This is a genomic window from Limibacter armeniacum, from assembly GCF_036880985.1.
Lineage (GTDB): Bacteria > Bacteroidota > Bacteroidia > Cytophagales > Flammeovirgaceae > Limibacter > Limibacter armeniacum.
Genome location: NZ_JBAJNO010000008.1, coordinates 1378577 through 1401090 on the forward strand (window position 1 = coordinate 1378577; position 22514 = coordinate 1401090).

General features: G+C 46.2%; 23 protein-coding genes. 13 read left to right on the top strand and 10 right to left on the bottom strand.

Going from position 1 to position 22514, the window contains the following annotated elements:
• Positions 1-23 precede the first annotated feature (23 nt).
• Positions 24-263: a hypothetical protein gene (locus V6R21_RS11665; RefSeq protein ID WP_334243787.1), complete on the top strand. Its 240-nt coding sequence runs from the start codon at positions 24-26 to the stop codon at positions 261-263.
• Here the strand turns inward: V6R21_RS11665 and V6R21_RS11670 are convergent.
• From V6R21_RS11670 to V6R21_RS11705, 8 genes are read right to left on the bottom strand one after another with little or no spacing between them, the layout of a single operon-like run.
• Positions 245-682 carry a hypothetical protein gene (locus V6R21_RS11670; protein WP_334243788.1) on the bottom strand — a complete coding sequence of 146 codons (438 nt, stop codon included), beginning with the start codon at positions 680-682 and terminating at the stop codon, positions 245-247. The two genes, V6R21_RS11665 and V6R21_RS11670, sit on opposite strands and share 19 nt — an antisense overlap.
• Positions 679-1239, bottom strand: coding sequence for a phage virion morphogenesis protein (locus V6R21_RS11675; protein WP_334243789.1), 561 nt, complete (start codon positions 1237-1239; stop codon positions 679-681). The genes V6R21_RS11670 and V6R21_RS11675 overlap by 4 nt, the downstream gene beginning before the upstream one ends.
• On the bottom strand, positions 1236-1415 hold the full coding sequence (locus V6R21_RS11680) for a hypothetical protein (RefSeq protein WP_334243790.1): 180 nt from the start codon (positions 1413-1415) through the stop codon (positions 1236-1238). Before V6R21_RS11680 ends, V6R21_RS11675 begins: the two co-directional genes overlap by 4 nt.
• The gene (locus V6R21_RS11685; protein WP_334243791.1) at positions 1400-4084 is read right to left on the bottom strand and encodes a phage portal protein family protein; all 2685 of its coding nucleotides are present in this window, start codon (positions 4082-4084) and stop codon (positions 1400-1402) included. The genes V6R21_RS11680 and V6R21_RS11685 overlap by 16 nt, the downstream gene beginning before the upstream one ends.
• Complete coding sequence (locus V6R21_RS11690; protein ID WP_334243792.1) at positions 4084-4299, bottom strand: phage protein Gp36 family protein; 216 nt, start codon at positions 4297-4299, stop codon at positions 4084-4086. Before V6R21_RS11690 ends, V6R21_RS11685 begins: the two co-directional genes overlap by 1 nt.
• A 10-nt stretch (positions 4300-4309) precedes the next feature.
• A complete protein-coding gene (locus V6R21_RS11695) occupies positions 4310-4498 on the bottom strand; it encodes a hypothetical protein (RefSeq protein WP_334243793.1) in 189 nt (62 codons plus the stop codon).
• Positions 4499-5923, bottom strand: coding sequence for a PBSX family phage terminase large subunit (locus tag V6R21_RS11700; protein WP_334243794.1), 1425 nt, complete (start codon positions 5921-5923; stop codon positions 4499-4501).
• Positions 5920-6429 (bottom strand): terminase small subunit, encoded by a 510-nt coding sequence (locus V6R21_RS11705; protein WP_334243795.1) that lies wholly within the window; start codon positions 6427-6429, stop codon positions 5920-5922. The genes V6R21_RS11700 and V6R21_RS11705 overlap by 4 nt, the downstream gene beginning before the upstream one ends.
• A gap of 191 nt (positions 6430-6620) precedes the next feature.
• Between V6R21_RS11705 and V6R21_RS11710 the strand changes: the two genes are divergently transcribed.
• From V6R21_RS11710 to V6R21_RS11765, 12 genes are all read left to right on the top strand, one after another.
• Complete coding sequence (locus V6R21_RS11710) at positions 6621-7550, top strand: HK97 family phage prohead protease (protein WP_334243796.1); 930 nt, start codon at positions 6621-6623, stop codon at positions 7548-7550.
• 7 nt (positions 7551-7557) lie between these two features.
• The gene (locus V6R21_RS11715) at positions 7558-8526 is read left to right on the top strand and encodes a hypothetical protein (RefSeq protein WP_334243797.1); all 969 of its coding nucleotides are present in this window, start codon (positions 7558-7560) and stop codon (positions 8524-8526) included.
• 82 nt (positions 8527-8608) lie between these two features.
• Positions 8609-8947, top strand: coding sequence for a hypothetical protein (locus V6R21_RS11720; RefSeq protein WP_334243798.1), 339 nt, complete (start codon positions 8609-8611; stop codon positions 8945-8947).
• Positions 8947-9522: a hypothetical protein gene (locus V6R21_RS11725; protein ID WP_334243799.1), complete on the top strand. Its 576-nt coding sequence runs from the start codon at positions 8947-8949 to the stop codon at positions 9520-9522. Before V6R21_RS11720 ends, V6R21_RS11725 begins: the two co-directional genes overlap by 1 nt.
• Before the next feature lie 111 nt (positions 9523-9633).
• Entirely contained in the window at positions 9634-12288 is a 2655-nt protein-coding gene (locus V6R21_RS11730; RefSeq protein ID WP_334243800.1) for a phage tail tape measure protein, read from the top strand.
• Positions 12285-14153, top strand: a complete 1869-nt coding sequence (locus tag V6R21_RS11735; protein ID WP_334243801.1) for a hypothetical protein — start codon at positions 12285-12287, stop codon at positions 14151-14153. Before V6R21_RS11730 ends, V6R21_RS11735 begins: the two co-directional genes overlap by 4 nt.
• Complete coding sequence (locus V6R21_RS11740) at positions 14150-14944, top strand: hypothetical protein (protein ID WP_334243802.1); 795 nt, start codon at positions 14150-14152, stop codon at positions 14942-14944. The genes V6R21_RS11735 and V6R21_RS11740 overlap by 4 nt, the downstream gene beginning before the upstream one ends.
• 19 nt (positions 14945-14963) lie before the next feature.
• Entirely contained in the window at positions 14964-15812 is an 849-nt protein-coding gene (locus tag V6R21_RS11745) for a fibronectin type III domain-containing protein (protein WP_334243803.1), read from the top strand.
• 77 nt (positions 15813-15889) lie between these two features.
• Positions 15890-16855 (top strand): hypothetical protein, encoded by a 966-nt coding sequence (locus tag V6R21_RS11750; RefSeq protein ID WP_334243804.1) that lies wholly within the window; start codon positions 15890-15892, stop codon positions 16853-16855.
• A gap of 19 nt (positions 16856-16874) precedes the next feature.
• Positions 16875-18743 carry a hypothetical protein gene (locus V6R21_RS11755; RefSeq protein WP_334243805.1) on the top strand — a complete coding sequence of 623 codons (1869 nt, stop codon included), beginning with the start codon at positions 16875-16877 and terminating at the stop codon, positions 18741-18743.
• A 231-nt stretch (positions 18744-18974) separates the two neighbouring features.
• Positions 18975-19517 (top strand): 1-acyl-sn-glycerol-3-phosphate acyltransferase, encoded by a 543-nt coding sequence (locus tag V6R21_RS11760; protein ID WP_334243806.1) that lies wholly within the window; start codon positions 18975-18977, stop codon positions 19515-19517.
• A gap of 321 nt (positions 19518-19838) precedes the next feature.
• Positions 19839-20036, top strand: coding sequence for a hypothetical protein (locus tag V6R21_RS11765; RefSeq protein WP_334243807.1), 198 nt, complete (start codon positions 19839-19841; stop codon positions 20034-20036).
• A 70-nt stretch (positions 20037-20106) separates the two neighbouring features.
• On the opposite strand, the gene V6R21_RS11770 is transcribed toward V6R21_RS11765, so the two are convergent.
• Both V6R21_RS11770 and V6R21_RS11775 read right to left on the bottom strand, forming a co-directional pair.
• Positions 20107-20811, bottom strand: coding sequence for an ATP-binding response regulator (locus V6R21_RS11770; protein WP_334243808.1), 705 nt, complete (start codon positions 20809-20811; stop codon positions 20107-20109).
• A 397-nt stretch (positions 20812-21208) separates the two neighbouring features.
• Positions 21209-22309: an AI-2E family transporter gene (locus tag V6R21_RS11775; protein WP_334243809.1), complete on the bottom strand. Its 1101-nt coding sequence runs from the start codon at positions 22307-22309 to the stop codon at positions 21209-21211.
• Between the last annotated feature and the right edge of the window lie 205 nt (positions 22310-22514).

The following is a 22514-nucleotide window of genomic DNA, read 5'->3' on the forward strand; positions in this document are numbered from 1 at the left end:
GTGTACTAAAACATGATTTTTTTATGTCTGCAACAGTAAGAAGAAACAATACCCTTCGCCGTTATGAGCGTATCTGTCAGTTTATCAACAGCAAGTATCAGGAGCGTGCCGATCGGTACCGCCATTTGCGTACCCATATCAATATCCGCTACGATGATATCTTGCAGGATGCTGCTGTGGAGTTTGACCTTTCATTCAATACCATCTACAAGATTTACCGTAACAGGCCTGAAGGTGGCTATCTTCAGCAACAAACTGCATAGGTTACCCTGTAGCGAGACTGCATGGTTCTGACCTTTCCAACTTGCCTTATGTCAGAATCACCAATCCGCTCCAACATCATTCCTGAGTGGGAGAGAAGTTTCCACAGCTCGTCTGAAAGGTCATCCACATCAAAGCCATCCTCATGGTTGAAAGTGTTGCCCTCAAGGCGATCCATATACGAGTACTTATATTCGTCATGTGAAATATGGAATATCACCTCGGCTTTGGCTTTCTGCCCGCAACTGCTTTGGTTCTCGTATCCTGTATCGGCAAACTGTACTGCAATCCATGGGAAGGATGCCGTATTCTCATCGGTGTCCTCCTCAAATTGCCGCTTGTAGCGTGACACCCTTTTGATGGCAGGCATGCCTGAGATAATGGTTTCTGCCAGTGTCTTGAATAATTGTTTTCTGCTCATCTGAATACTGCGCTTATACGGTTGATATAATGCTGTCTCATTTCCCTGAGTAATTCCTCAGACTTTCCGATAAACTGCCGCTGTGGTATCTTGATCGGGTGTGGCTTGGTAAATCCCGAAGCGTTGGCAGCATTGACCTTTCGCATCCAAGCCAGTCTTGTATCACCTTTTTTGTCTGTCAGTATCTTGTAAGGTGTTCCACCGGGATGGGAAATGGTATCCCCCTCATTGTGGGCCTTGGCATAGCGGCGGTCTGTACCGATGGTAAAACCGTCTATTCCCACTTTCAATATTCTGACAGACCGGCGGAGGTCACCAGACTGAACCAATAAACCACGGCTTTTGCTTCTGACCTTCTCCCTTGAAGAACCAGATTTAAATAGGCGTGAACGCTGCCCATCATTTTTCCTTTCAGGCCACGGCTTACCGTCCCATGCTTCCTTCTTGAAAGCATCAAGAGTATAGTCCAGTGCTATCTCTGCCAGTTCTTCGGGCAGTCTCCTGAGTACGTTTTCCAGATTGGAGCGAAGCTTATCAATTTTGTTTTTGTGACTCATGCAATTGTGTCAATGTCTGGATCAGTATCCTGCTTAGGTTTGCTGCCATCCAGAATAAACTCGATTTCCAAATCGGAAAGGTTTGTGGTGTGCTTTAGCCACAGCTTTTCCTCTTCCCTTGTCAGTTGCTCGTTTTTCTCAACCTTGGCCCTGATTTTTTCTAGTTTCTTATCCATCCTTTTGCTTTTAGTAGTTTGGTGATTTCTTCCGCTATAGGAGCAAAGTCCTCTTCGCTCCACTGGTATGGGATTGTTTTCTCCGCCTGCACCCTGACCATATCAAGGAAGCGTTGCTCCCCACTTACCTGGGCAATATACTGGCTGTAAGCCCTTGCCCAAATTTCATCTTTACTGATCAGGTAACGAAGGTGTTTACGCATATTCCCATAAATAGGCTCACCATTCAACACCCCACTGTTAAGCGATTCCTTCAGTGACTTGATGGCTTTGCTGTTATCAACAGCCGTAAAGAAGTCTTTCATCAGGTTGCCAGTCCTGTTGCCAGTCTCAAACCTGTTTTTGCTTCCCAATGCCTGATAGTCCAAGAAGTGCCCGATCTCATGCCATATGGTCAACTCCTTGTGGTCACCTGTGGTATTGATCTTTATCTCTATTGGTGTTCCGTTGATATAGTGACGGAAATAACCATAGGCATTCATGCGACTGGTTCCCTTGAATGGTATCTGATCCAGCACCCCATCACCATGGATGCTGTCCAGTACCCGAAGAGCCTCCTTGTATTCCTTGTTGATGTTTCGGCTTACACTTGAGAATGCAGAAGAAACAGGAGTACCCATCGGTTTAGGTGAAGGTGTACCCTTGGCAGCGAGTTGCTTGCCTTTCTTCTTTATTTCCCCAGCTTCCTTTGCCGGTACATTGGAATAGTATGGATGATTGTCAGGGAATACCACACCATCTTTTGCAGGATTGAATCGGAACATTGTTTGATTGTTCGTTGCCAGCTCTCCTGCCTTCATGGCATCCGCAGAGTTGGAAAGTGTTCCGGCACGTTCCTTCATCACCTTTCTTACATCACATCGGCAAGCCCATCCGTTTGGCGGGAAGTACTTGCCCCAGAATGGGTCATCCATTTCCAATGTGATATTATCCAGTCTGGCATGCTGTGGCCTTACCCTTCCGTCTCCAACAGTCTCATACCTCAGTACATGGGTGTCCTTGTCCTTGTAGAACTGCATCCACTTGCTTGACATTCGGCTGGTAGCTACAGCATTGTTGTACTCGGCACGCAGGTAATTCTTGTTGTACTGACCATGAACGGCCTCCACCGCATCACGGAAGACGTTGAATGGGCGTTTCTCTCCAGTATCAGGATCCATCAGCATACCACTGACCTCCTTTAGCTGGTGGTAGGTCTTAAATCCGGAAAACACAAAAACATTCTCCTTCAGGCTTTCCAGCATCTTGAAGTCCGGGCTGTTGTACTCCACTGAGTCAAGGCTTTTGCCATACCCTTCCTGCACCCCTTCCCAAAGCAGTCCGGCTGTTCGGGAAACCATTGCCTGAGGAAATGGGATATCAGCCCCGGCATAGATCAGCCTTGCAATACTGAGCAGGTCAGAAAGTAACTTGTCTGTTTCTTCTGACAGGTCAAAGGTTTCAACAGCAGTCGCATCCATTCCCCCCAGTGCCATGTGCAGCTGAGGGGCTACCGAAAAAAAACGCATATTCTCTTTCTTGCCTTCCTGTGTCTTCTCTTTCTGGTCTTCCGCTTCCCTTGCCTGCTCAGGTCTTTTTTCCTCATCCAGCAAGGCAGAGAACACAAAGCGTAAACCCTTGAAGTTATAAGGTCCTTGCCTTTCGGTCAGGAAAGGCAGTATCCTGTCCGTGATCTCAAATGAGAGGTTGCGCATCCTTTCCATCTTGTAGGCACTGCTGGTGTTCTCATGTACCTTGGCTTCTGCATATCCGCTTCCGGCTTGGCTTGAGCTGGTGCCAGTCTGTCCTGAGATGCCCCATGAAATTTCCTCATTGCAAGCTTCCCGGATATTCATATAGATCTCATGCGGCTTGGAGCGGGAATCGTAGATCAGGTTGACATCGTCATCAACATCGATTGTCAGGACCTTATTGCTTCCTGAATTGGCCACCTTGTCAATGAATTTATTCTCCTCCTCATCATCCGCGCCATCCAGCTTGCCAACTGTCCAAGGCATGGCAAACTGCTCACTGTGCTGTGCCATATCTCGCCTTGCATTCAGTTTCCAGATTGATTCACGGGCAATGTTCTCCAGCAGTCCAAGGTTATCCACTTCCCCAAACTCAAGCACATTCAGGCTAAATGGCTCCTCACGGTAAGGTATCCCAAAAGTTGGGTTGTTCGGGTCAAAAAGCACCATACCTGTTTGCGGGTTGACTGACCAGCGTGGTGCAGCCTTTACCCTTTCCACCTCCCCATTGTCTTGCCAGAAGAAGTCAAGCACTGTCACGCCCCAGAACTCTGTGCGGAGAACCTCCCGCATAGTGGAAAAGAACCAGGCGTTCTTCAGCTGGTTGGTCTTTTTCTTGTTGACATTGCCCTTCTCATCCACCAGTACAAAAGGCTCTTCCAATATCTTGGCAACCGTGGTACGCAACTCGGCTGAAACCTTATTGTCCTTGACGGTTTGAAGGTAGAGTTTGTACAGTTCCGACCGGTTGAAATACGGTGGCTGGTTGGCGATATTGATGGCATCTTCCAGCTTCTGCACTTCCATGTTTGCCCTGTATTCACGGGGCGAGGAATAGACGTGCTTCCTTTTCTTCTGCTCTTCAGTCGGGTGGTCAGATGTGGGCTGTTCAGCCCGCTGTGACCTTCCAAAAAAGCCTTTTATGGTATCGAGTATCATTAGTGACTGCGTTTAGTGTTTGCCGTTAACTTGAACCTGGTGCGGGGTGTTTCCATGTCTTCCTCCAATGCCCTTGGCAGCATAAGCCCGATCTTTCCCTCTGCCACTTTTTCCAGATATGCGAGGGTGTTGTTGTAGTCGTAAAGGATATCCTCAGGCATTATTGGCGCTTTCTTGTGAAGTCGGTACAGCACGATATTGATGCAGTGTTCCATGATGTCGGGGTCACGGTCTGTGCCGGTTGCCGAGAAGATGGCATCCCACATCAAACTTCTGGTGGATGTAGTTCTTTACCTTGGCAATGGCAGCTGTCTCTGCCATGTCCAATACCAGCGGGTCCTCATCAATAAGGTGCTGCAGGTTGACACCCTTGATCAGGTGCCTATAGTCGTTCTCTGTTAAGAATGTAGCCATCTATCGTCCTTTTCTGTACTTGTTGTATTCGGTCTCAAAGTAGCGGCACAGGAAATAGTCCATGGCATCGGTACAGTGCCCGTATTTCTCATACCTGACTCCTGTGGTGGGATCTGTCACCATCTCTTTCATCTTCCTGCCATCCGGTGCCTGCTTCACGTATTTCACGTCCTCTATGGATTTCTTGCAGTGGTCTGCAATCACCACCTCAATGCCTTCGTATTCCTCAAAGAATATCCTGTTGATAAACTCGCCCCTCATCACCACTGATGGGTTGGCTTTCGGTACCCTGACCTGAGGGCTGTACTGTTTCAAATCCCGCTTGAGCACCCTGTAAAGGTTGTAGCCCTTTTCCAGCTTGGCATCGGATTTCCGGCTGGTGGAATCCCCATAAAGGAACATGCCTGCCTGATGGTTCTTGTACTTGGACTTGATGTCCATCACCACATGGGCAAAGCTGTTATTTGGAGACTCAGGGCATATCTCATCAATCTGCCAAGCCCTTTTACCTTCTGCCTGCCATACCGTACAGGTAGGGTGTGGGTTCACGTTCTCATCAAAGGAGAGGTGCAGTGGCAATGCTGGATTGTAATCAACCTTTCCAGTGTGAAGGTTTGTCCTGAAATGGCGGTAGAATTCCGCTCCAGTATCCAGCTTACCCCAGTCGCCCAAGGCATAGATATTATAGTAGTTGCGGTCAAATTTCTTGTCCCGCTCAAAGTCCTTTACCGTGTGCTCGTCATAGAAACCATGTTCCCCATCCGGATGCCCCACCACCCAGTAGTTGTCCAGGTAAGTGGTCTTGATCAGCAGCATATCCCCATCAACATTGATACGCTTGAAGCTCTCCTCCGAAAGTTCGCTGTACTCAACCCCTTCTATGTGTTTGGGTTGTTCAATCCACTGCTCGTTATCCAGTACATGTTTCTTGATCCAGTGGCCTTCATCAATCGGGTTCCATAGGCCAACAATCTGCTGACCGGGCATTCCCCTCAGACGTTTCCTTGTCTGCTTGAAATCCTCATAATCAAACTGGGTCATCTCTTCAAGCAGCACCCTCTTGAAGGAGGAAATCCCCTTGATCTTTTCCGAGTCATCTAAGCCTCGGAAACGAATCAGCCCATTGCTTTTGCTCTCAATCTGTCTCCGGATAATCCTATAAAGCGGATCCAGCTCCCAGTCACTGATGACCTTCTTGAAGTCAGCATAAATAGAGTCGTCAATATCAGTACTGAACTTCCTGACTACCATCGATCGGTTACCCTCAGTCAGAGCCTCGACCACAAAACGTTGAACTATGCTATAGGTCTTGGCAGCAGAGGAACCGCCATAGATGAAAACAAACCTGATGGACGGATCCTTGAATGCTGCATCGATATGCCAGTAGAGCGGATTGAATAAGTGCCTGTCAAAGTTTACCGTCATTTATAGTTTACCGTTATCTCCCCATCATTGATTGAAATCTCCTGCTTGTCTGGTTCATTGAAGCCCAATTGCTTGTTTAGCATTTCCAGCGCCTTGAGCTTGTTGTACATCTCGTAATTAACCTCCTCTATCAGGTGGAGACCATCCTTGTCAAACTTATTGTTAACCCTGATAGCAGAAATGGCAGCCTTCTCATCTTCAGTGAGGTCTTCCCAGTCCTTCAATTCCCGCCAGTCCTTCCGCAGGTTGGCAGGTGAAGCAAAAGCAATCTTCTTCAGCTCCAGTGCCACCTTCAATGCAGAGAGTCCTGCCTGTTTGGCAATGTCTGTCCTGAGCTCGTTGAGCACTTCCTGTATTTCAGGTTTTTTCAGGTTCTCATTGCCCATGCTGTAGGCTGTGCGCTCACTATACCCCGCTGCGATTGCTGCACGGGTGGCGTTCCAGTCAATGATGTACTCCTCACAGAACCTGCGTTGCTTGTCGGAGAGCTTCTTCTTCTTAGCCATAGTTTCGGTACCTGATAAAACCTGAATTCTTGTCTTAGCCCAAAACTCAGCATTTATCATTGGCTATGCGAAGTGAGTTTTCCTAATCGCTCAAATATTTAACTAATAGCTCATTATTTGATCAATTAGGAAAACACGGTTTGCACCCCCTTCACAGTTTCGGTTGATTTGTTTTCAAAAGAATCTGCTGTATGGAAAAGAAAAGATTCAAGGTTGCTGACTCAGGTCTGAACCGGAAGAAAATGAGGGTAATGGTGGAAGGTATCAGGACTGGAAACTTCTTGATGAATCCGGTGATGCTATTGAACCACAAACGCGATGAGGTAATTGGGCATTGGGAGGATTTGGAAGTCGTGAATGGGGAAATGTTTGCAACGCCCGTTTTTGCGTCAACAAAAAGGGCAAAGGAAATAGCTCAACTGGTAGAAGACAAAGCATTGCGAGCAGCTTCTATTGGTGTTGATCCTATTGATTTTACCAGTAACCCAGCTTATATCCTTCCAGGGCAAAAGCTCAAGACGCTGAAAGAAAGTGAACTAATGGAGATATCCATTGTCACTATCCCAGCAATTGCAGGCGCGGTCAGGGTATTCTCAGCAGATGGTGAGGCTTTGGATATTCCAGAAATAGAAATAAACCATCAGAACAATATGGACATCTCAAAATTCAATATCGCACTCGGTCTTGCCGAGAACGCCACAGAAGCGGACGCCTTGCAAGCAATTGAGGCACTTAAAGTAGACAAGAGCAGTGAAACGCTGTCTGCCATTGCTACCAAGTTCAGCCTTGAACAGGTCAGTGAGGAAAGTATCAGTTCACTGCTAGTTGGTGCGGCTGGTTCTGCTGCTGAAGAGTTTGCTGTTTCACTTGGCTTGGAGAAAACAGCCACTGAGGAAGAGGTAAATGCAAAGATCGAAACCTTCAAGGCATTGGAGAGCAAGAACACAGAACTGGAGCAGAAGCTTAACGGCTACAATGCTCAGGTAACCTCCTTGCTGGAGAAAAGCCAGCAGTACCAGGCTGACAAAAACAAGGCAGAAGGCGAGGAAAAGGAAGGAGAACCTGAAGCGGTTACCTTCTCGCAGAAGCTGGCAAAAAAAGTTATGAATTTCTCAAACTAAGTAAGATATGCCGATTACAATTAGTAATACCAACTATGCTGGCGATGCGTTGATGAACTTCCTCACGCTTGCCACAACGACCTTTTCCACGATGGAAAAAGGGCTGATGGCCGTGGAGGGCGGCATCAAGAAAGAGCGTGAAATTCCAACCTTGAAAGTGGAAGGATTTATCCAGGCTCATCAGGAAACCCCAACCCATTCAGGTTCCATTGATGTGGATGCCCGCAAGCTGACCCCAAAGGACTTTATGGGGTATTTGGAGTTTAACCCTCGCAAGTTTGAAAGCCACTGGATGGCGGTGCAGATGAATCCCAAGCTTTTGGATGCTGAGCTTCCTGTAACAGCGGAGTCAGCCATCATCCAGAAGGTGATTGAGGAGAATAGTGCGTACATGGATCTTGCTGTTTGGCAAGGAAAGTATGATGCTTTGGCTGTTACCGATGCCATTACCAATGGTCTGGCACCGGGAGCCAACAACCTGATCTTTATGGATGGGTTCCTCACCAAGATGCTGGCAGATGCGGCTGTAACCAAGATCGCTACGCCTGTAGTGCTGACTGAGGCTAATATCTTCGACAAGTTTGCCGAAGTGAAGAAAGCCAGAAGATTGGCGCTGAAAAGCAACAAGAGAGGGCGTTACCTGATCAACCCGAACACTGCCGAAATCTACGAGAATGCACAGCAGGCACAAGGGTACAAAGGTGCCAACGTGACCGATGCAGGCAAGATGACCTATGGTGGAAAGCCAGTGGAAGTGATTGATGGTCTGCCTGATGACACCATCCTATTTACGCCATGCGGCAACACCATTGGTTCCAACCTGTGGCTTGGTGTCAATGACATTGATGAGGAAACCTACCTGAAGTTGATGCAAAAGCAAAACAACTCAGAGTTGTGGTTCCTGAAGATGCTTTTCAAGATGGATGTGAACTACGCATTTGGTGAAGACGCGGTGCTTTACACCACCTTCTCCTGATCTGTGGATTTTCTAAGCAAACAGTGGGGAGGGTGATAGCTCCCCGCTTTTTTATTTATCACCCCAAATCAATACAAGTAAGATGGCTACATCAAGTAAAACACAGGCAAAAACTGCAACCAAAACAACTAATGCAAAAGAGGTTGCTGAAAAAGAAGCAGTAGTGGTTGAGGCAAAAGAGCAGGAAGTGGAAGAAACGGAAGAGGTGGATGAAATGGAAGAAACAGAACAGACAAGGGAAGCAGTTTTCAAGGCACTTACTGAAGACCAGAAAGAACAGATTGAACTGCTGGCAGAGAAAGGCATTACCCAACTGCACTTTAGGCTGAAAGGTAAAAAAGTGGAGTGGTTTACCAGCCTTGAGCACGCCAAGCAGGTGGCGAAGAGAAACTTTATCACCATTAGCCTGGAAGAGGAATAATGAAACTTCACCCACAGACTAGGAAAAAGGTCCTGCTGGTGGAGGGTGTCACGGTGGAAGGTCAGAAAGTGTATCGCTTTGCCGATGCGGCAGACCTGCCCGAGACAAGGCGGATGTTCTTTTCGGACTTCTACCGTGACATGCAAAACGGGCTGAACCCAGAGGAGCTAGCCAATTACATGGATGCCATTGTGCAGGCGGCAAGTGTGCATGACTTTGGCAAGGTGGTGCAGCTCTCCCAGATGGTCAAGGACATCTCCCTGAACTGCCGGAGCACGGACAGCCTCTACCGGATGGCATCGCTGTTCTATTTCACATTGGAGGAGGATATCTCGGATTACGACTTCACCATTGCCGAAGAGAAGATCAAGGCATTCAAGCAGGTGCCGGCATCCGATTTTTTTTTGCCACACCTCTTAAAGCACTTGGACATGTATCAGAGTTCATCGCTGGAAGTTATCCAGCGTTCTTTGAAAGTGTCGGAGGCGAAGGCGATGGCCTACAGGGAGTTGTACCTCCGTCTGACAGGTGGGCGGGAACCTGGTACCGCCATGAGGAAAAACTCTTCCGGATGACCGGAGGGGACCACACCAGAATCAGGGAAATCAAGCTGATGAGTGCCGAAAGGTACTGGCACTACATGCAGCTGACAAGGGACGCACAGGAAGAAAAGAAACGATAGTTAGGTGGCAGTAAAGGAAACATTCAATCTCGAATTTGCGGAGTACAAGCAGTTCCTGAAAGTCCTTGAGGATGTCAGTCAGGAACTGGGAGTGGTACAGAAAGACCTCGATCAGGTCAAGCAGAACGCCAAGCAATCCGGGCAGGAAGCCAAGAACAGCTTTTCAGGAATCAAGGGTTCCGGTGATGAGCTGCTGGGCAACCTCGGTCAGGTGGGTGGCAAGATGCTTGACCTGAAAGGCGCTGCCCTGCAGTTTGGGAAAGTGAACATGTTTGCCGCTGCCGTGACTGGAGCTGTATTGCTTGGCCGTGAACTCCAGCAGCTGGCAAGCCAGTACAGGGCACTTGGCAAGGATGTACAGTTCTTCACTGGTGCACAGGGCAGTGAGCTGATCAAGCAAACGGCACAGGTAAAGGCATTGTCTGACACCTACGGCAAGGACTTCAAGGAAACGCTGCGCTCCATCAATGCACAGGCTAAAAACTTCAAAATATCCTTTGAGGAAGCTTTTGTCACAGTCAGGCGTGGTTTTGAAAACGGGGCGGATGTGACGGATGAATACCTGAAGCGGATTGAGGAGTATGCCCCGCAGTTTGCCAATGCAGGGTTTGCGCTCAATGACCTGATCAGCATTGCCCAAACCGAGGCACAGGAAGGGGTTTGGGATGATAAGCTGCTGGATTCTGTGAAAGAGATTCAGCTCTCTCTTTTGGAGCTTACCGATGTGCAGCAAAAGGCACTGGCCCCATTGGGTCAGGACTTCACAGACAGGCTTTTTGCAGGACTTCGATCGGGTACCATCTCCGTGAAGGAAGCCATGAGTTTGCTTAACAAGCAAATCAAGGACACCAACCTGTCAGTAGACCAGTTGCAGACCCTGACGGCTGATATTGGCAAAGGTGCGACTGAGGACATTGGCGGACTGGTTCGGGTACTGGATCTGGTGGAACAGTCCAGCAAGAATGCCAATGAACAGATGGGTTACACCACTGACGAGACAAAAGACTTGACAGATGCTACCATCGACTTGGAAACTGCCACTGCTGAGCTTGCCAAGGAACTGGGCTTTTTGGATGACTGGGCCAAAGCCACAGAAACCATGTGGACAAATTTCAAGACATGGGGAGTGGAGGCATTCACGGAGCTGATCAAACAGGCAAAACGTTGGAGACTGGTCACTTTTGGCGATGCTGAAGACAAGGAAAGGCTCAAGCAAATGGAGTTGCAGGACCGGAAGGAGCAACTGGAGAAGCTGACCTATCTGGAATTGCAGCAGCAGAAGATGCTTTCTGACCAAAAAGCGGATATCCAGTATAAGCGTGGAGACAGGAAAATGGAGGAACGGTTCCGGAAAGAAGCGGAAGAGTATGCAGCCGAGATCGAGAAGCGCAAGAAAGCAAGTGATGACTACTATGCGGCAGAAGCAGACAGGAAACTAAGGGATGATGCAGCCAAGAAGAAAAAGTATGAGGAAGAATTAGCCAAGATACAGGCTGAAAGAGCTAAAAAAGCCGCTGAAGACACCGCCAAAGCCAAAGCAGACGCTGATAAGAAAGCAGCTGAAGAAGCAAAGAAACGGCTAGCAGAATATAACAAGGCGACACAGGAAGCGCAGCTGGAATACTACGAGCAGGAACTGGAAGCCAAGCGGGCATACCTGAATGGGGAGATTGAACTGGAAGAACTCCAAAATGAAATCATTGCCGGCATTAGGCTTTCCAGAGCTGAAAAGCTGGCAGAGATCGCAGAGGAATACGGACAGGCGGATGGAAGTGAAAAGCTTGAGGTAATGGAGGCGGAATTGGAATTGACTGAAGCGCAAATGGAAGTTGATGAGGAACGGGCAGAACGTAAGCAAAAGCTATTGGAGCAGAAAAAGGAGTTGCAGGAGGAATTGAATGAAATCAATGAGGCAACAACTGAAGGGTTCCTGAATTCAGCAGAGGCACTGGCAGAGATTGTAACCAATGGGGAAGATGCAGCAAACGCTATAGGTGCATTTTCACAGGCATATCAGGCATATGCCCAGATCAAGGAAGCCTTTGACCAAAGGGAAATCATTCTCTCACAGTTGAAGGCTGTCCAGAAAAAGAAAGAGGCAGCTGCTGCTGGTGCTGCGACAACAGCTAAGACAGGAGAAGCAGTGGCAGAACAGGCAAAATTAAAATTCCCATACAATTTGGTAGCGATTGCAGCCACAGTGGGAGCGGTATTTTCAGCCTTGGCATCTGTGGCATCCTTAAGAGGGTTCAATGATGGTGGATTCACAGGTTCTGATACACTCTTCAGGGATAGCAATGGTCACGATGTGGTAGGCACGGTTCACAAGGATGAGTTTGTGTTCACCTCTGAAAAGACCCGCAAGCTGTTGCCTGCCTTTGAGGCCATCCATACCGGAAAGGTCAGCGATGAGGCAGTAATGTCACTGGTAACAGGAGAGGAAGCTGCCCGGAACAGGCAACAGGAATATATGGTAGCCGTCAGCAGCGGCAACACCAATGTCACGATTGACAACAGGGACACCGCCAAGGCAATAGAGAAAGGATTCCAAAGTCTTCCTTCCATGCTGGTACTGCCGGACAGGGACAGGATGTGGACAGCACTTTCCTACAAGAACAGCAAGCAGGTAAAGATGAACGCCAAACACAGGTTGACATGATGGATTTTACACTGACATATGATGGGGTAACCCAAACCGTGGAAGACCCTCGTGGCTGGGATGAGCTGGTGATCTCCCTTGAAAGGGACAAGAGCACCCATGGCGTTTTCTACTCCTTTCTGGAAACGGAACTGGGCTTTATCGGTCAGGGCAGGAAGTTTTTGCGCAATGCCCTCAACTCGGAAGGAATCGATGCTCAGGTGATGCTGGAGATCAAAGAAGATGGCTCCATACTCTATGACGGACTGGTGGACTTTTCTGATTACAACGATGATGGAACTTTTCTGGAAGTGAGCGTGGAAGAGTCCGGGGTCAGGCAGATGCTGAAAGCAAGGTTCAAGGATAAAGTCCAAATTCCAGAAAGTTATGCTAAGGATATTGAGTTGCACTCAAGGGAAATTATGCTGACAACTCAATTTAACTGTAGTGAACTTGATGTAAATAATGTCAGCCCACTTTATGGCTTTGCCAAATTGAGTATTGTATCCAGAGAGTTTGAAACACAACAGGAAGACCTAGCACCAACATTTATCTTCTGCATGGATGAGGCAGATGAAGGAGAATGGATATTCAAGTTTCGGATCACTGATATGGTATGTAGAAACAGTGCCAGAATGAGTATTCTGTATTACGGAGATGGTGCTTCTCCAACAGATACTTTTCCTGTTTTCGAAGACATTTCAAACCAAACTATCTCTGAGTTTAAGCAGGATGTGTCATTGACAATGGAATACTCCAAGTATGTTTTGATATCAGTCACTGAAGTAACAAACTGGAGTGAATTTGAGCTGACAGTTCAGCAGTCAAATACTACCGAATCACCATCAATAGGAAAGGTGATTTCGATTCACGATGCAATGGAGGGCGTATGTGACCAGATATTCGAACAGGTGGGCAAGTTTACCTCTACTGCATTGGGGACTGCTGGGAGCTATGAGGGGTATGGCCTGCTTTCAGGTTTTATGGTCAGGAATTTCCCGCTTGCGGACAAGCCTTTCCAGACCTCGCTCAAGGACCTTTATGAGGGAGCTGCCGCTGTATTCTGCCTTGGATTGGGGCTGGATGGGGACAAGGTGGTGGTGGAAAAGATGCGCCACTTCTATGACAAGTACACCACCGCCCTGACACTGGACTATGTCAGCGTGAAAGAGGAAGTGATTGCAGAAAGGTACTGGAGCAATGTCAAGGTTGGTTACCAGAAATATTATGAGGAAGACATTGCCAATGCCAACAACCCGATCTGTGGGGAGCTGGAGTATACCACCCAGCTGCTGGCCATAGAAAATGAGCTGGAACTCAGGAGCAAGTTTGTAGCTGACCAGTACATGCTGGAAGTGACCCGCAGGAAACCATACGCTGACACCACCACCAGCTCAAGCAAGCACGACAAGGAGACCTTTATTGTCCATTATTACCAGGGTGGTGACGGCAAGTTCTATTCTGTGGCAGGCCATCCGGATGGAAGGCTGGTGGACAAGGTGCTTTCACCTGAAACGCTCTACAACTTCAGCATTATCCCATGGGAAAACCTGAGAAGGTGGCTGGACTTTATCAAGTCGGCATACCTGAACCGAAGCAAGAACATCAGGCTGATTTCCCATGAGGGCAATATCGAGATGCGGGAAGACCTGCTGGTCAAGACCAAGACCGACCAGCCGATGTTCCCGTATAATGCAATCTTCCAGCCGGTACGCTATACGGTGGAAAGCCCGATGAACCGAAGCCAGCTTTCACAGGTGGTGGCAGGCAAGTACGGGGTGGTCAGGTTTTCTGAAAGCAACCAGGATCACAAGGAGGGCTTTATCGAGAAGGTGAAGTTTGATGCAGGAAAAGGAATGGCCACCCTACAACTGATTGGTCTATGAAAATATTCAAGGGAAATGCATTGAGGTTCAGGACACGGGACAGCGGTGAGAAGCTGTATGTGGAAGAGGCGCAGTATGACGTGCTGCATGCCTGGTACGAACAGCCTTGGATGCAGGGAAAGGATGTGTTTATCGCAGCGGGCTTTTTCCCTGAATCCGAGACGGAAAACTTCTATGCCTATCTGGTGGACAGTGACTATACGGTACTGGAGGGTAAGGCCTTGGCTGCCGGGGTGGACTACAGCCTTTTCACCAAGGGGGATTACCTCACCATCAACGAGGAAGGAACGGTGGTGATCACCAAGGACAGTTACGGGATTGGAGCAACTGCAGTGAACTGGGTGGCGGAAAGCGAACCCATCACCTTCTCGGAGCCCGACCTGCTGGAGGTGACCTATTACAATGACCCGATTCCATCGAATCCCTACAGCGTGATGCCATACTACTTTGACAATTCTGCCAACCAGTTCCAGAGCAGGGTTTACATTCCCGCAAGGCTTGTCAATGCGGATATGGGAGAGGAAACGGAAAGCTACACCGACAGCAAGGGCAACCTGCTGAACGTGAAAACCGGCACATGGAACCAGCTTACCCTGCAGACAAGACCCATGCCGGCATGGATGCACGACAAGCTGCAGATAGCCATGATGCACAATGTCTTTGTGATTGACGGGGTGCAGTATGTCAGGCAAGGCAGCTACAGCCGCAAGCATGAGGATGACAACTATTCGCTGTTCACCGCTGAGGTCGAGCTCAGGGTGGCAGACAGTTACCTGGAAATAAAGTATTAACCATAAACCTTTTAATTAAATGGCAATTATCACAAAATACACCTCCTCTTCCGGCTTTGTGGGAGCCAATCAGGCATGCGGTCTGTCCCACGGAAAGATTGCATTCCTGGTGGTCGTGCAAGGGGATGCCAAAGCGTGGGACATGGCGGATGCCGCACTGTGGAAGACCAAGATGGAGGATGGCACGATCAAGACCATCTTCAAGTGCCGTGGCAACTTGGCGGCAGGTTCCACCTCCACCAAGCAGGCATCAGGCACAAGGTCTGACCAGAACACGGGAACGGCTTTCTCCCATCCGGTCATCATTGACAACTATGAGAACGCTATGGGGATCCTGAACCAGATCTGCCAGCCATGCGCCAATTATGGGGCCATACTGGTATTCAAGGACTATACCGCTGCCGTGATCCTGGACAACACCGATGACCAGAACTTCCTGCCGGTGCGCTACGATTTCAACGGCCAGTCGGAAGGTTCCGAAACCTCGACAAGGGAGGCATCAGGCACCGTGAACTGGACAGCCCTGCACAAGGAGTTCTACACCAAGGTACCTTCAGAGGTATTCCTGAGCCCAACGGCTCCTTCAGGTCTGGTATCCGCCAATGAGGATGCAGACAGTTTTGATGTGACCTTTGATGCCGTGGCTGGAGCAACCCAGTACCGTCTGGATGTGGCCACTGACTTGGCATTCACCAGCAAGGTGGTTGGTTTTGATGACAAGGTCATCACTTCTTCGGGAGGCGTAACCGAAACCACCACGGTGGATGGCCTTGCCGCTTCCACCAGCTACTTTGTGAGGGTGAGGGCTGTCAACGGGGCAGGCACTTCTGCCAATTCGAAAATCATTCAGGTATTGACCACTGCCTAACCAGCTATGATGTAGCCTGTAAGCCGTCTCGCCTCCTGGCAGGCGGCTTTTTTTCTTTGCCAAAATAAGACGATACCATGCCTAAGATTATACAAGGAAAACCGCAGAGTGCCCAGCATGACGGAAAGTGTGAAGCGCTCAGGGCCAAGATTACCCATATTGCCATTGTCAGTCCCGATGCAGTCCTGCGGGATCCGATCGAGCCGGAAAACATGTACCTCGACCGGGAATCCACCGATGTGCTGGAGATCATGGAGGTGGCGGGAGAGCTGACCAGCAACCCCTTTGAGATCGGGAAAAAAATTGCCTACGGAGAGTTTGTCTGTGAGTTCTCGCTCAACCTGGAGGCGGACTACACCAACCTGATCAACTACCTGAACTATACCCGTGAGCAGTTCAGTGCCGTATTTGTCACGCAGGACAAGACCGCCTACTTCTTTGGGGAGGACACTGCCTACCAGCCCATGAACTTCAAGCTCAGGAAAGCCATTCCAAGGGGCAATGCGGAACTGGGGGAAATACAGGGAACGATCACCTGCAATGCCTTTTCCTGCTCCATCCAGAAAGGGGTGAAACTGGCAAGCTTCAATGTCACCACACCTGACCTGATTGTCAAGGCACAGTACCCGGAAAACCTTGTGATGGAGGGAGGTAACAACCTTTTGGTGCAGAAAGGGGAACTGACCTATATCTATGCCATGGATGGCAAAAATACGGTTACGGCCTTGCGTTTCAATGAGGCTTTGGTGGAAGGGGATGTGCTGCTGGACGACAGCTGGACAGGCCTTCAGGCAGTGGAGCTGAAGAACGGAAACGACCTGAACCTGACATTGGGTAGCTTTATCCGGAAAGCAGGTTTTACCCTTGACATGACCAATGCCATCCTGCAAAAGGACAAGCTGCTTTCGGTATTGCAGCAGCTCAATACCATTGGCAGTGACCTCACTTTTACGGGGCGTACCTTTAAGATTGGGGTATTGGTGAGTGATTTTGGGTTTGAGTCTTCAGCGCAAGGCTTTCCGCTTATTCCTGGAGGAGCCTGATCAATCCTGCATTGACCTGATGGAAAAGCTAGGCGGAGAGAACTATGACGGAAACGGGGAAGGCTGGACCATTACCACCACCACTTTTGGTCTTGTGAAAGTGAAGATGAAAGAAGGGTATTTTGATCTACGGAACCGTTTCTCTCAGAATGCAGGGGAAGGGCTGATCATTGTCCGGGGACCATACAACAATGTATTTATCAATGCCACCAATATGGAGTCATATTATGGGCTGGAAGGGTCGATTGTGGAGTTTTACCATACGGATCCTGAGAGTCTGGTGGCGTTGGACATGTCAAGACTGAGTATCTATAATGTAGCGTTTACTGATGCGGCAAATACTTCTACAGCCACTTATGACCTTTCACTTAACCGAATAGCGGCAGTCTATCTTGACGTGTTCAATGAGCTGTTGCAGGAAGCTGGCAGTCAGATGACCATCAAGCTATGGAGCCACTGGTTTTACCTGAGCTTCTTTGGGGATGACAACTATATCGAGCAGGTACTGAAAAACCCACTACGGGAAAGGCTGCAATGTGCCAATGTCTTTTTTGAAAAGGATGCTGGATATCAAAGCGACCAAGGGGCATCAAGCAGTATTACCCGATATGCTATTAATGATGATGGTGATATGATGGTATTGGCGGTAGCCAGTGTAAATGATGATCCTAATAACTATCAGGATATAAGCATCAACAACTCAGAATTTGGCAATGATGCCATCAAGGGGACATTTAAAGCATTGTATGCAAGGTTTGGAGACTTTTTCACTATCAATGATCAAACAAATCTGGAGGAAATCATCTTCAAGGAGTCAATTATTGGAGATGAGGTAAATGGCGGAAGACAGTTTATAGCCAACAATAATGCGAATTTACGCCTGATAGACGGTAGTGACTCAAAGTTATCTGTACTTCAGGGCAATGCCTATTTCAGGTTATGGTACAATCCTAAACTGGAAAGGATCTCATTTGCAGATACAGCACTGGTAAGGTTCTATGCAAGGGACAATGATGTATTGCAGGAGATTGATATGCCTATCAATTACACAGATGATCGTACTATAGAGCTGAGAATCAACAACCACCCATTACTGGAGAAGGTGAAATCAATACAAACTACCTATGCAGGTGGGTACCAAAACAACAATGGTGTATGTATTGTATCCAACAATCCATTACTGGCAACCATTGGTAATACAGTTGGTACGGCTGACTTTAGTGGGCTTGATTTTGATGTGGATATCAGTGATCCTTCAGATACTGGATACCCTCAGTTTAGCCTTTCGCAAATGGCTTGTGATACTTTGCTATTCTCTAACACTACCAACTTGGGTAAAGGTGACTTTGTGATTTCTTATTTGCCTAACCTTACAGGGGTACTGGACCTGTCAAACGTCAGGATACATAACGAGTTTGGCAATGGGTACCTCTATCTTTTTGAGTTGCCATTGGTGACTGGCGTAACACCATTCAAGGCAGGTAGTTACTCAGTAAGGTCTCAGATCCTGTTCAGGAATATGGACTCCATGCCTGATAACTTTGATTATGATTTTGCCAATGTCGAGTTCGGCTTCAGGAGTTACAATTTCTTTTTCAATATAGAGGGTAAAATAAGGAACATGCTTAATGTGAATGGAGAGCTGAGAAGACTCAACTACAGGGGAAATGGCATGAGTGGTGTCTTGGATTGGTCAGGTTGTCAGTGGGTGTCCCGCTATAACGATGATGGGAACTCCAATGCAAACTATATCATTACGGAAGGGGATTTGGAAATAACGGTAGCAGATACCAGCGATGTTGTTGCCGATGACTTTACCGTAATCAAAAACAGTGGCGGTACCTTTACTGTCAAGAATGTAAGTGGAACGACACTGGTCGCTATATAAGACAAGAAAGCCTCCCATAATCGGGAGGTTTTTTTGTTTCATTGATAGATCATTGTTGCAGAGTGTTGATTTTTCTCATCAAAATCCCTTTTTTGGTAGGCTCATTTCTACAACACTGAAAACACAAGTAGAAGTAACCTATTAAACGACATGTCCCTGATATGTCCCTAACTAAATTAAAAACAGCGTTATCGATATTGTAAAGGCTGTTTTTTGACAAACTATAAACTTATGAACAAACTATTTGTCTATCTTTTTAAGAAAGCAGGTTGGAAAGTAGAGGGGAACTTGCCTAAGAAAGAAAAAAAGTACTTGATTGTTGTTGCACCCCACACAAGTATGTTGGATTTTTTTGTAGGAATCCCAACCAGAATTATCGCAGGTTTTAGAGTGCACTTTTTAGTAAAGAAAGAAATGTTTTACTGGCCAGTGGGTTCGGTATTGAAAAGTTTGGGAGGTCATCCTGTAGATCGAGTCCAAAAGGGCGGTTTAGTTGATCAGGTAGTAGATATGTATAATCAGCATGAAGAGTTTGCAATTGCTGTTACTCCTGAAGGTACCCGTGACTATAACCCAAAGTGGAAGACAGGCTTTTATTATATAGCGACTAAAGCCAATATACCTATTGTACCACTAGGAATGGACTTTAGCCGAAAAACGGTTTTTATAGGTAAGCCTCTATATACAACGGGCAAAATGGATCGTGATATGGAAGTTTTGAAGTCTTTTTTCAGGCCATTGCGAGGTAGACATCCAGAAAAAGGTGTTATCTAGAAATTAAATGTTAAAAAAACATAAAATAGTAGTAAACTGGTCAGGTGTGAAATATATCCTGATATGAGCATAATAATTAGTTTTTTTATAGAGTATGCATCTGTGAAAAGTCGTGTACACAATACCTCTAGTTAAAATAAATACTAGAGGTATTTTTTTATGCTGATTGTTTTTGAAATAGTAAAAGCATGTGAAAATTAGCGTTTTTGAGATATAGCATGTGATTAATAGATTCGGTTATTAGTAGAACCAAAATACACAAATAAAGAACCAAGACACACACTTGCTCTTTAACCTTAACCGATAAACACTTTAATGGTCATGACAAAAATTCTGAGAGGAAAATGGCCCCTAATCATGCGGGAGCTTAAATGCAGATTCCCAGAGCTATCAGAGGAAGATTTGGTAGCAGGTAATGAAAATGTTGAAGTACTTAAACTTGTACTTGGTGTTAAGCTAGAAATGTCGGATATTGAGGTAGAGGATTTGATAGAAGAGATTACATCCAAGTCCTTTTAAGACAGAAAGAAAACTATAGTAACCCAAAAACAAAGCGCCATGCAGTGATTGCATGGCGCTTATTTTTTTATCAGACATTTTCAGACATGGCATTTGATAAGACTAGGTTGATTTCTTTGGTTACTCCATCCAGATCATCAGCTGACTCTTTGAGCTTATCGAGTAACTCCCTATTATTATCCCCACTTCGTTCAATCAAGTCTACCAATCCAAGTATTCTGCATAGAGGCGCTCTCAGTTTATGTGAGTTCATGTAACAGTATTTGTCCAGTGCTTCATTCTTGGTAGAAAGGATCTGTCTCAAATTGTTAATCTCTTCATAAGTTTGAGGATCCATAATGCCTTTGTGGTTTTCCATATTAGTATGGACCTCTTCAATGATTTCGGTTAAATCTTGTCTGATGTGGCTTACTCTTTCAAGTCTTACCTCTATTGCTTCTATCAGCTCATCATAATCAAAAGGCTTTGTGATATAGTCATCTGCACTGAGGTTCATCCCGATTCTTATATCTTGTCTTTCAACCTTGGCTGTCAGAAAAATAAATGGAGTTGCTTGTAGGGTTTTGTCACTTCGGATGAATTTGAGTACATCATATCCATCTACATTGGGCATCATGACATCGCATAGGATTAAGTCAGGTACTTGAGTGGTCGCTCTGGTGATGCCATCAGCACCATCCACAGCAGTTTCAACGTCATAGCCAGTGATTTCAAGCATTTCAGCTATACTGTCACGAAGTCCTTTTTCATCTTCAATAACAAGTATTTTTTTCATAGTAATAAATTAGTCAGTACAAAAGATTCATAGAATTAAGTAAAAAGGTGGTTGGGTTGGCTTTGTGGAGAAGCTTGCGATGTAAACTTCAGTTAAAAGGACTTACGGGGAAATCACTGGGTAGAGAGTGTTAATATTCATAGGTTTTAATGGTTTAGGTTGTGTTGTCATTTATTATTTTGTCTATAAACACAGTAAATGGCTAAGACATATTTATTTGTATTACGATAATTGGAAAAAGCTATAGGTTGATAAATATGTAAATGTTTGCTAACAAAAATCTAGGCAAAAGCTTCCATAAAAGCAATAGGATTACATGTGAAAACCCTTCTCTAACATTGTTGAGAAGGTGTATTTTCACCATAAACATCATGTAACATTAGGTTAGGGCAATAAGCTAATCCCTAAAGATCTGATATTGTTTATACCCTTTGTAAAATTCTCCTAGTATAACACGGATAATTGTAAAAGTTGGAATTGCGAGAATCATACCAAGAATATTGGCAATAGCAGCCCCTACAAAAACAGCTAGGAAGATGACAAGTGGGTGGGTTTTCACACTTTTGGAGAAAATCATAGGTTGTAAGAAGAGGTTATCCGTTAGCTGTACTACAGCAAAAACAGATACAATCTTGATCGTCAGGATCAGGTAGTCTTCGGGATTTAATAGACCCGCATTGGTCGAAAGTCCTACAAAAAGTCCAAATACACCTCCCAAAAGAGGACCTAGAAAAGGAATAAGGTTGGCTATGGCAGCAAATACAGCGATCGTGACTGCATACTCTACACCTGCAATTAACAATCCTAGTGAGGCAATGGAGAAAATACTGACCATTTGAACAAAAAGGCCAAGAAGGTAATTGGATAACAGGTTTTCAGTTTTACTGACAGCTGAAATCGATACCTCAAAATACTTGTTAGGGATGAGGGAAATAAAGTATTTTTTGAAATTGCCAGGTTCATACAGGAAGAAGAAAGTAATGAACATCACGGCAATTAAGCCCACAAAAATATTACCTGTAAACTGAAGTAAACTATTGATAAAAGTTGGAATGCGTTCAGGTAATTCACTGATTTTAGAGAAGATACTGTCTTTCAGGAAGCCCTCTGATTGTACCGTAAGTTGATTGTCTATCATAAACCTTTCAAATGAGGCAAGAGGGACTTCAATACTTCTGAGAAGGTTTGTGAAATCTATATTTGAGATCACTTTAATCTGCTCTGATACCAGTGGTGCAAACAGGTACACAAACAGTGCAATCATGCCAAAAAGCAGTAGGAATGATATCAGAATGGAAAGCCCTCTGGGCATGCGCAATCCAAAAAACTGAATATTAGCAAAATAGTTGGTTGGCGTTCGCAGTATGGCAGAAAGTACAAGTGCGATCAGAAGGTAGGCAAGAATATCTCTTAAATACCATCCAACGACAATCAATCCGATACTCCATAGCGTAAAGTTGAGTACTCTTCGGTCGAAAAAGAACTTTCTTTCGTTCACAGTTGAAAAATTTTAGTAGGGTCGGTTTAAGGGTGTTGGTTCTCAATGGTAAATTGCACTGTAAGCCAAGTGGAGATTTAAGTGTGCAATTCTTTGACCAAGTTGAAAACACGATTTCCTCTTTTCAATTTAGTGAAAAAGAGGAATGCCTCAATAGTTATCTATGGTGAAGTCTGTTTACTTTATTGGAATTAGGGGCTGTTTT

Coding starts and splice junctions, on each gene's coding strand:
- V6R21_RS11665 (WP_334243787.1), top strand. CDS start 24: ATGTCTGCAACAGTAAGAAGAAACAATACCCTTCGCCGTTATGAGCGT.
- V6R21_RS11670 (WP_334243788.1), bottom strand. CDS start 682: ATGAGCAGAAAACAATTATTCAAGACACTGGCAGAAACCATTATCTCA.
- V6R21_RS11675 (WP_334243789.1), bottom strand. CDS start 1,239: ATGAGTCACAAAAACAAAATTGATAAGCTTCGCTCCAATCTGGAAAAC.
- V6R21_RS11680 (WP_334243790.1), bottom strand. CDS start 1,415: ATGGATAAGAAACTAGAAAAAATCAGGGCCAAGGTTGAGAAAAACGAG.
- V6R21_RS11685 (WP_334243791.1), bottom strand. CDS start 4,084: ATGATACTCGATACCATAAAAGGCTTTTTTGGAAGGTCACAGCGGGCT.
- V6R21_RS11690 (WP_334243792.1), bottom strand. CDS start 4,299: ATGGAACACTGCATCAATATCGTGCTGTACCGACTTCACAAGAAAGCG.
- V6R21_RS11695 (WP_334243793.1), bottom strand. CDS start 4,498: ATGGCTACATTCTTAACAGAGAACGACTATAGGCACCTGATCAAGGGT.
- V6R21_RS11700 (WP_334243794.1), bottom strand. CDS start 5,923: ATGACGGTAAACTTTGACAGGCACTTATTCAATCCGCTCTACTGGCAT.
- V6R21_RS11705 (WP_334243795.1), bottom strand. CDS start 6,429: ATGGCTAAGAAGAAGAAGCTCTCCGACAAGCAACGCAGGTTCTGTGAG.
- V6R21_RS11710 (WP_334243796.1), top strand. CDS start 6,621: ATGGAAAAGAAAAGATTCAAGGTTGCTGACTCAGGTCTGAACCGGAAG.
- V6R21_RS11715 (WP_334243797.1), top strand. CDS start 7,558: ATGCCGATTACAATTAGTAATACCAACTATGCTGGCGATGCGTTGATG.
- V6R21_RS11720 (WP_334243798.1), top strand. CDS start 8,609: ATGGCTACATCAAGTAAAACACAGGCAAAAACTGCAACCAAAACAACT.
- V6R21_RS11725 (WP_334243799.1), top strand. CDS start 8,947: ATGAAACTTCACCCACAGACTAGGAAAAAGGTCCTGCTGGTGGAGGGT.
- V6R21_RS11735 (WP_334243801.1), top strand. CDS start 12,285: ATGATGGATTTTACACTGACATATGATGGGGTAACCCAAACCGTGGAA.
- V6R21_RS11740 (WP_334243802.1), top strand. CDS start 14,150: ATGAAAATATTCAAGGGAAATGCATTGAGGTTCAGGACACGGGACAGC.
- V6R21_RS11745 (WP_334243803.1), top strand. CDS start 14,964: ATGGCAATTATCACAAAATACACCTCCTCTTCCGGCTTTGTGGGAGCC.
- V6R21_RS11750 (WP_334243804.1), top strand. CDS start 15,890: ATGCCTAAGATTATACAAGGAAAACCGCAGAGTGCCCAGCATGACGGA.
- V6R21_RS11755 (WP_334243805.1), top strand. CDS start 16,875: ATGGAAAAGCTAGGCGGAGAGAACTATGACGGAAACGGGGAAGGCTGG.
- V6R21_RS11760 (WP_334243806.1), top strand. CDS start 18,975: ATGAACAAACTATTTGTCTATCTTTTTAAGAAAGCAGGTTGGAAAGTA.
- V6R21_RS11765 (WP_334243807.1), top strand. CDS start 19,839: ATGACAAAAATTCTGAGAGGAAAATGGCCCCTAATCATGCGGGAGCTT.
- V6R21_RS11770 (WP_334243808.1), bottom strand. CDS start 20,811: ATGAAAAAAATACTTGTTATTGAAGATGAAAAAGGACTTCGTGACAGT.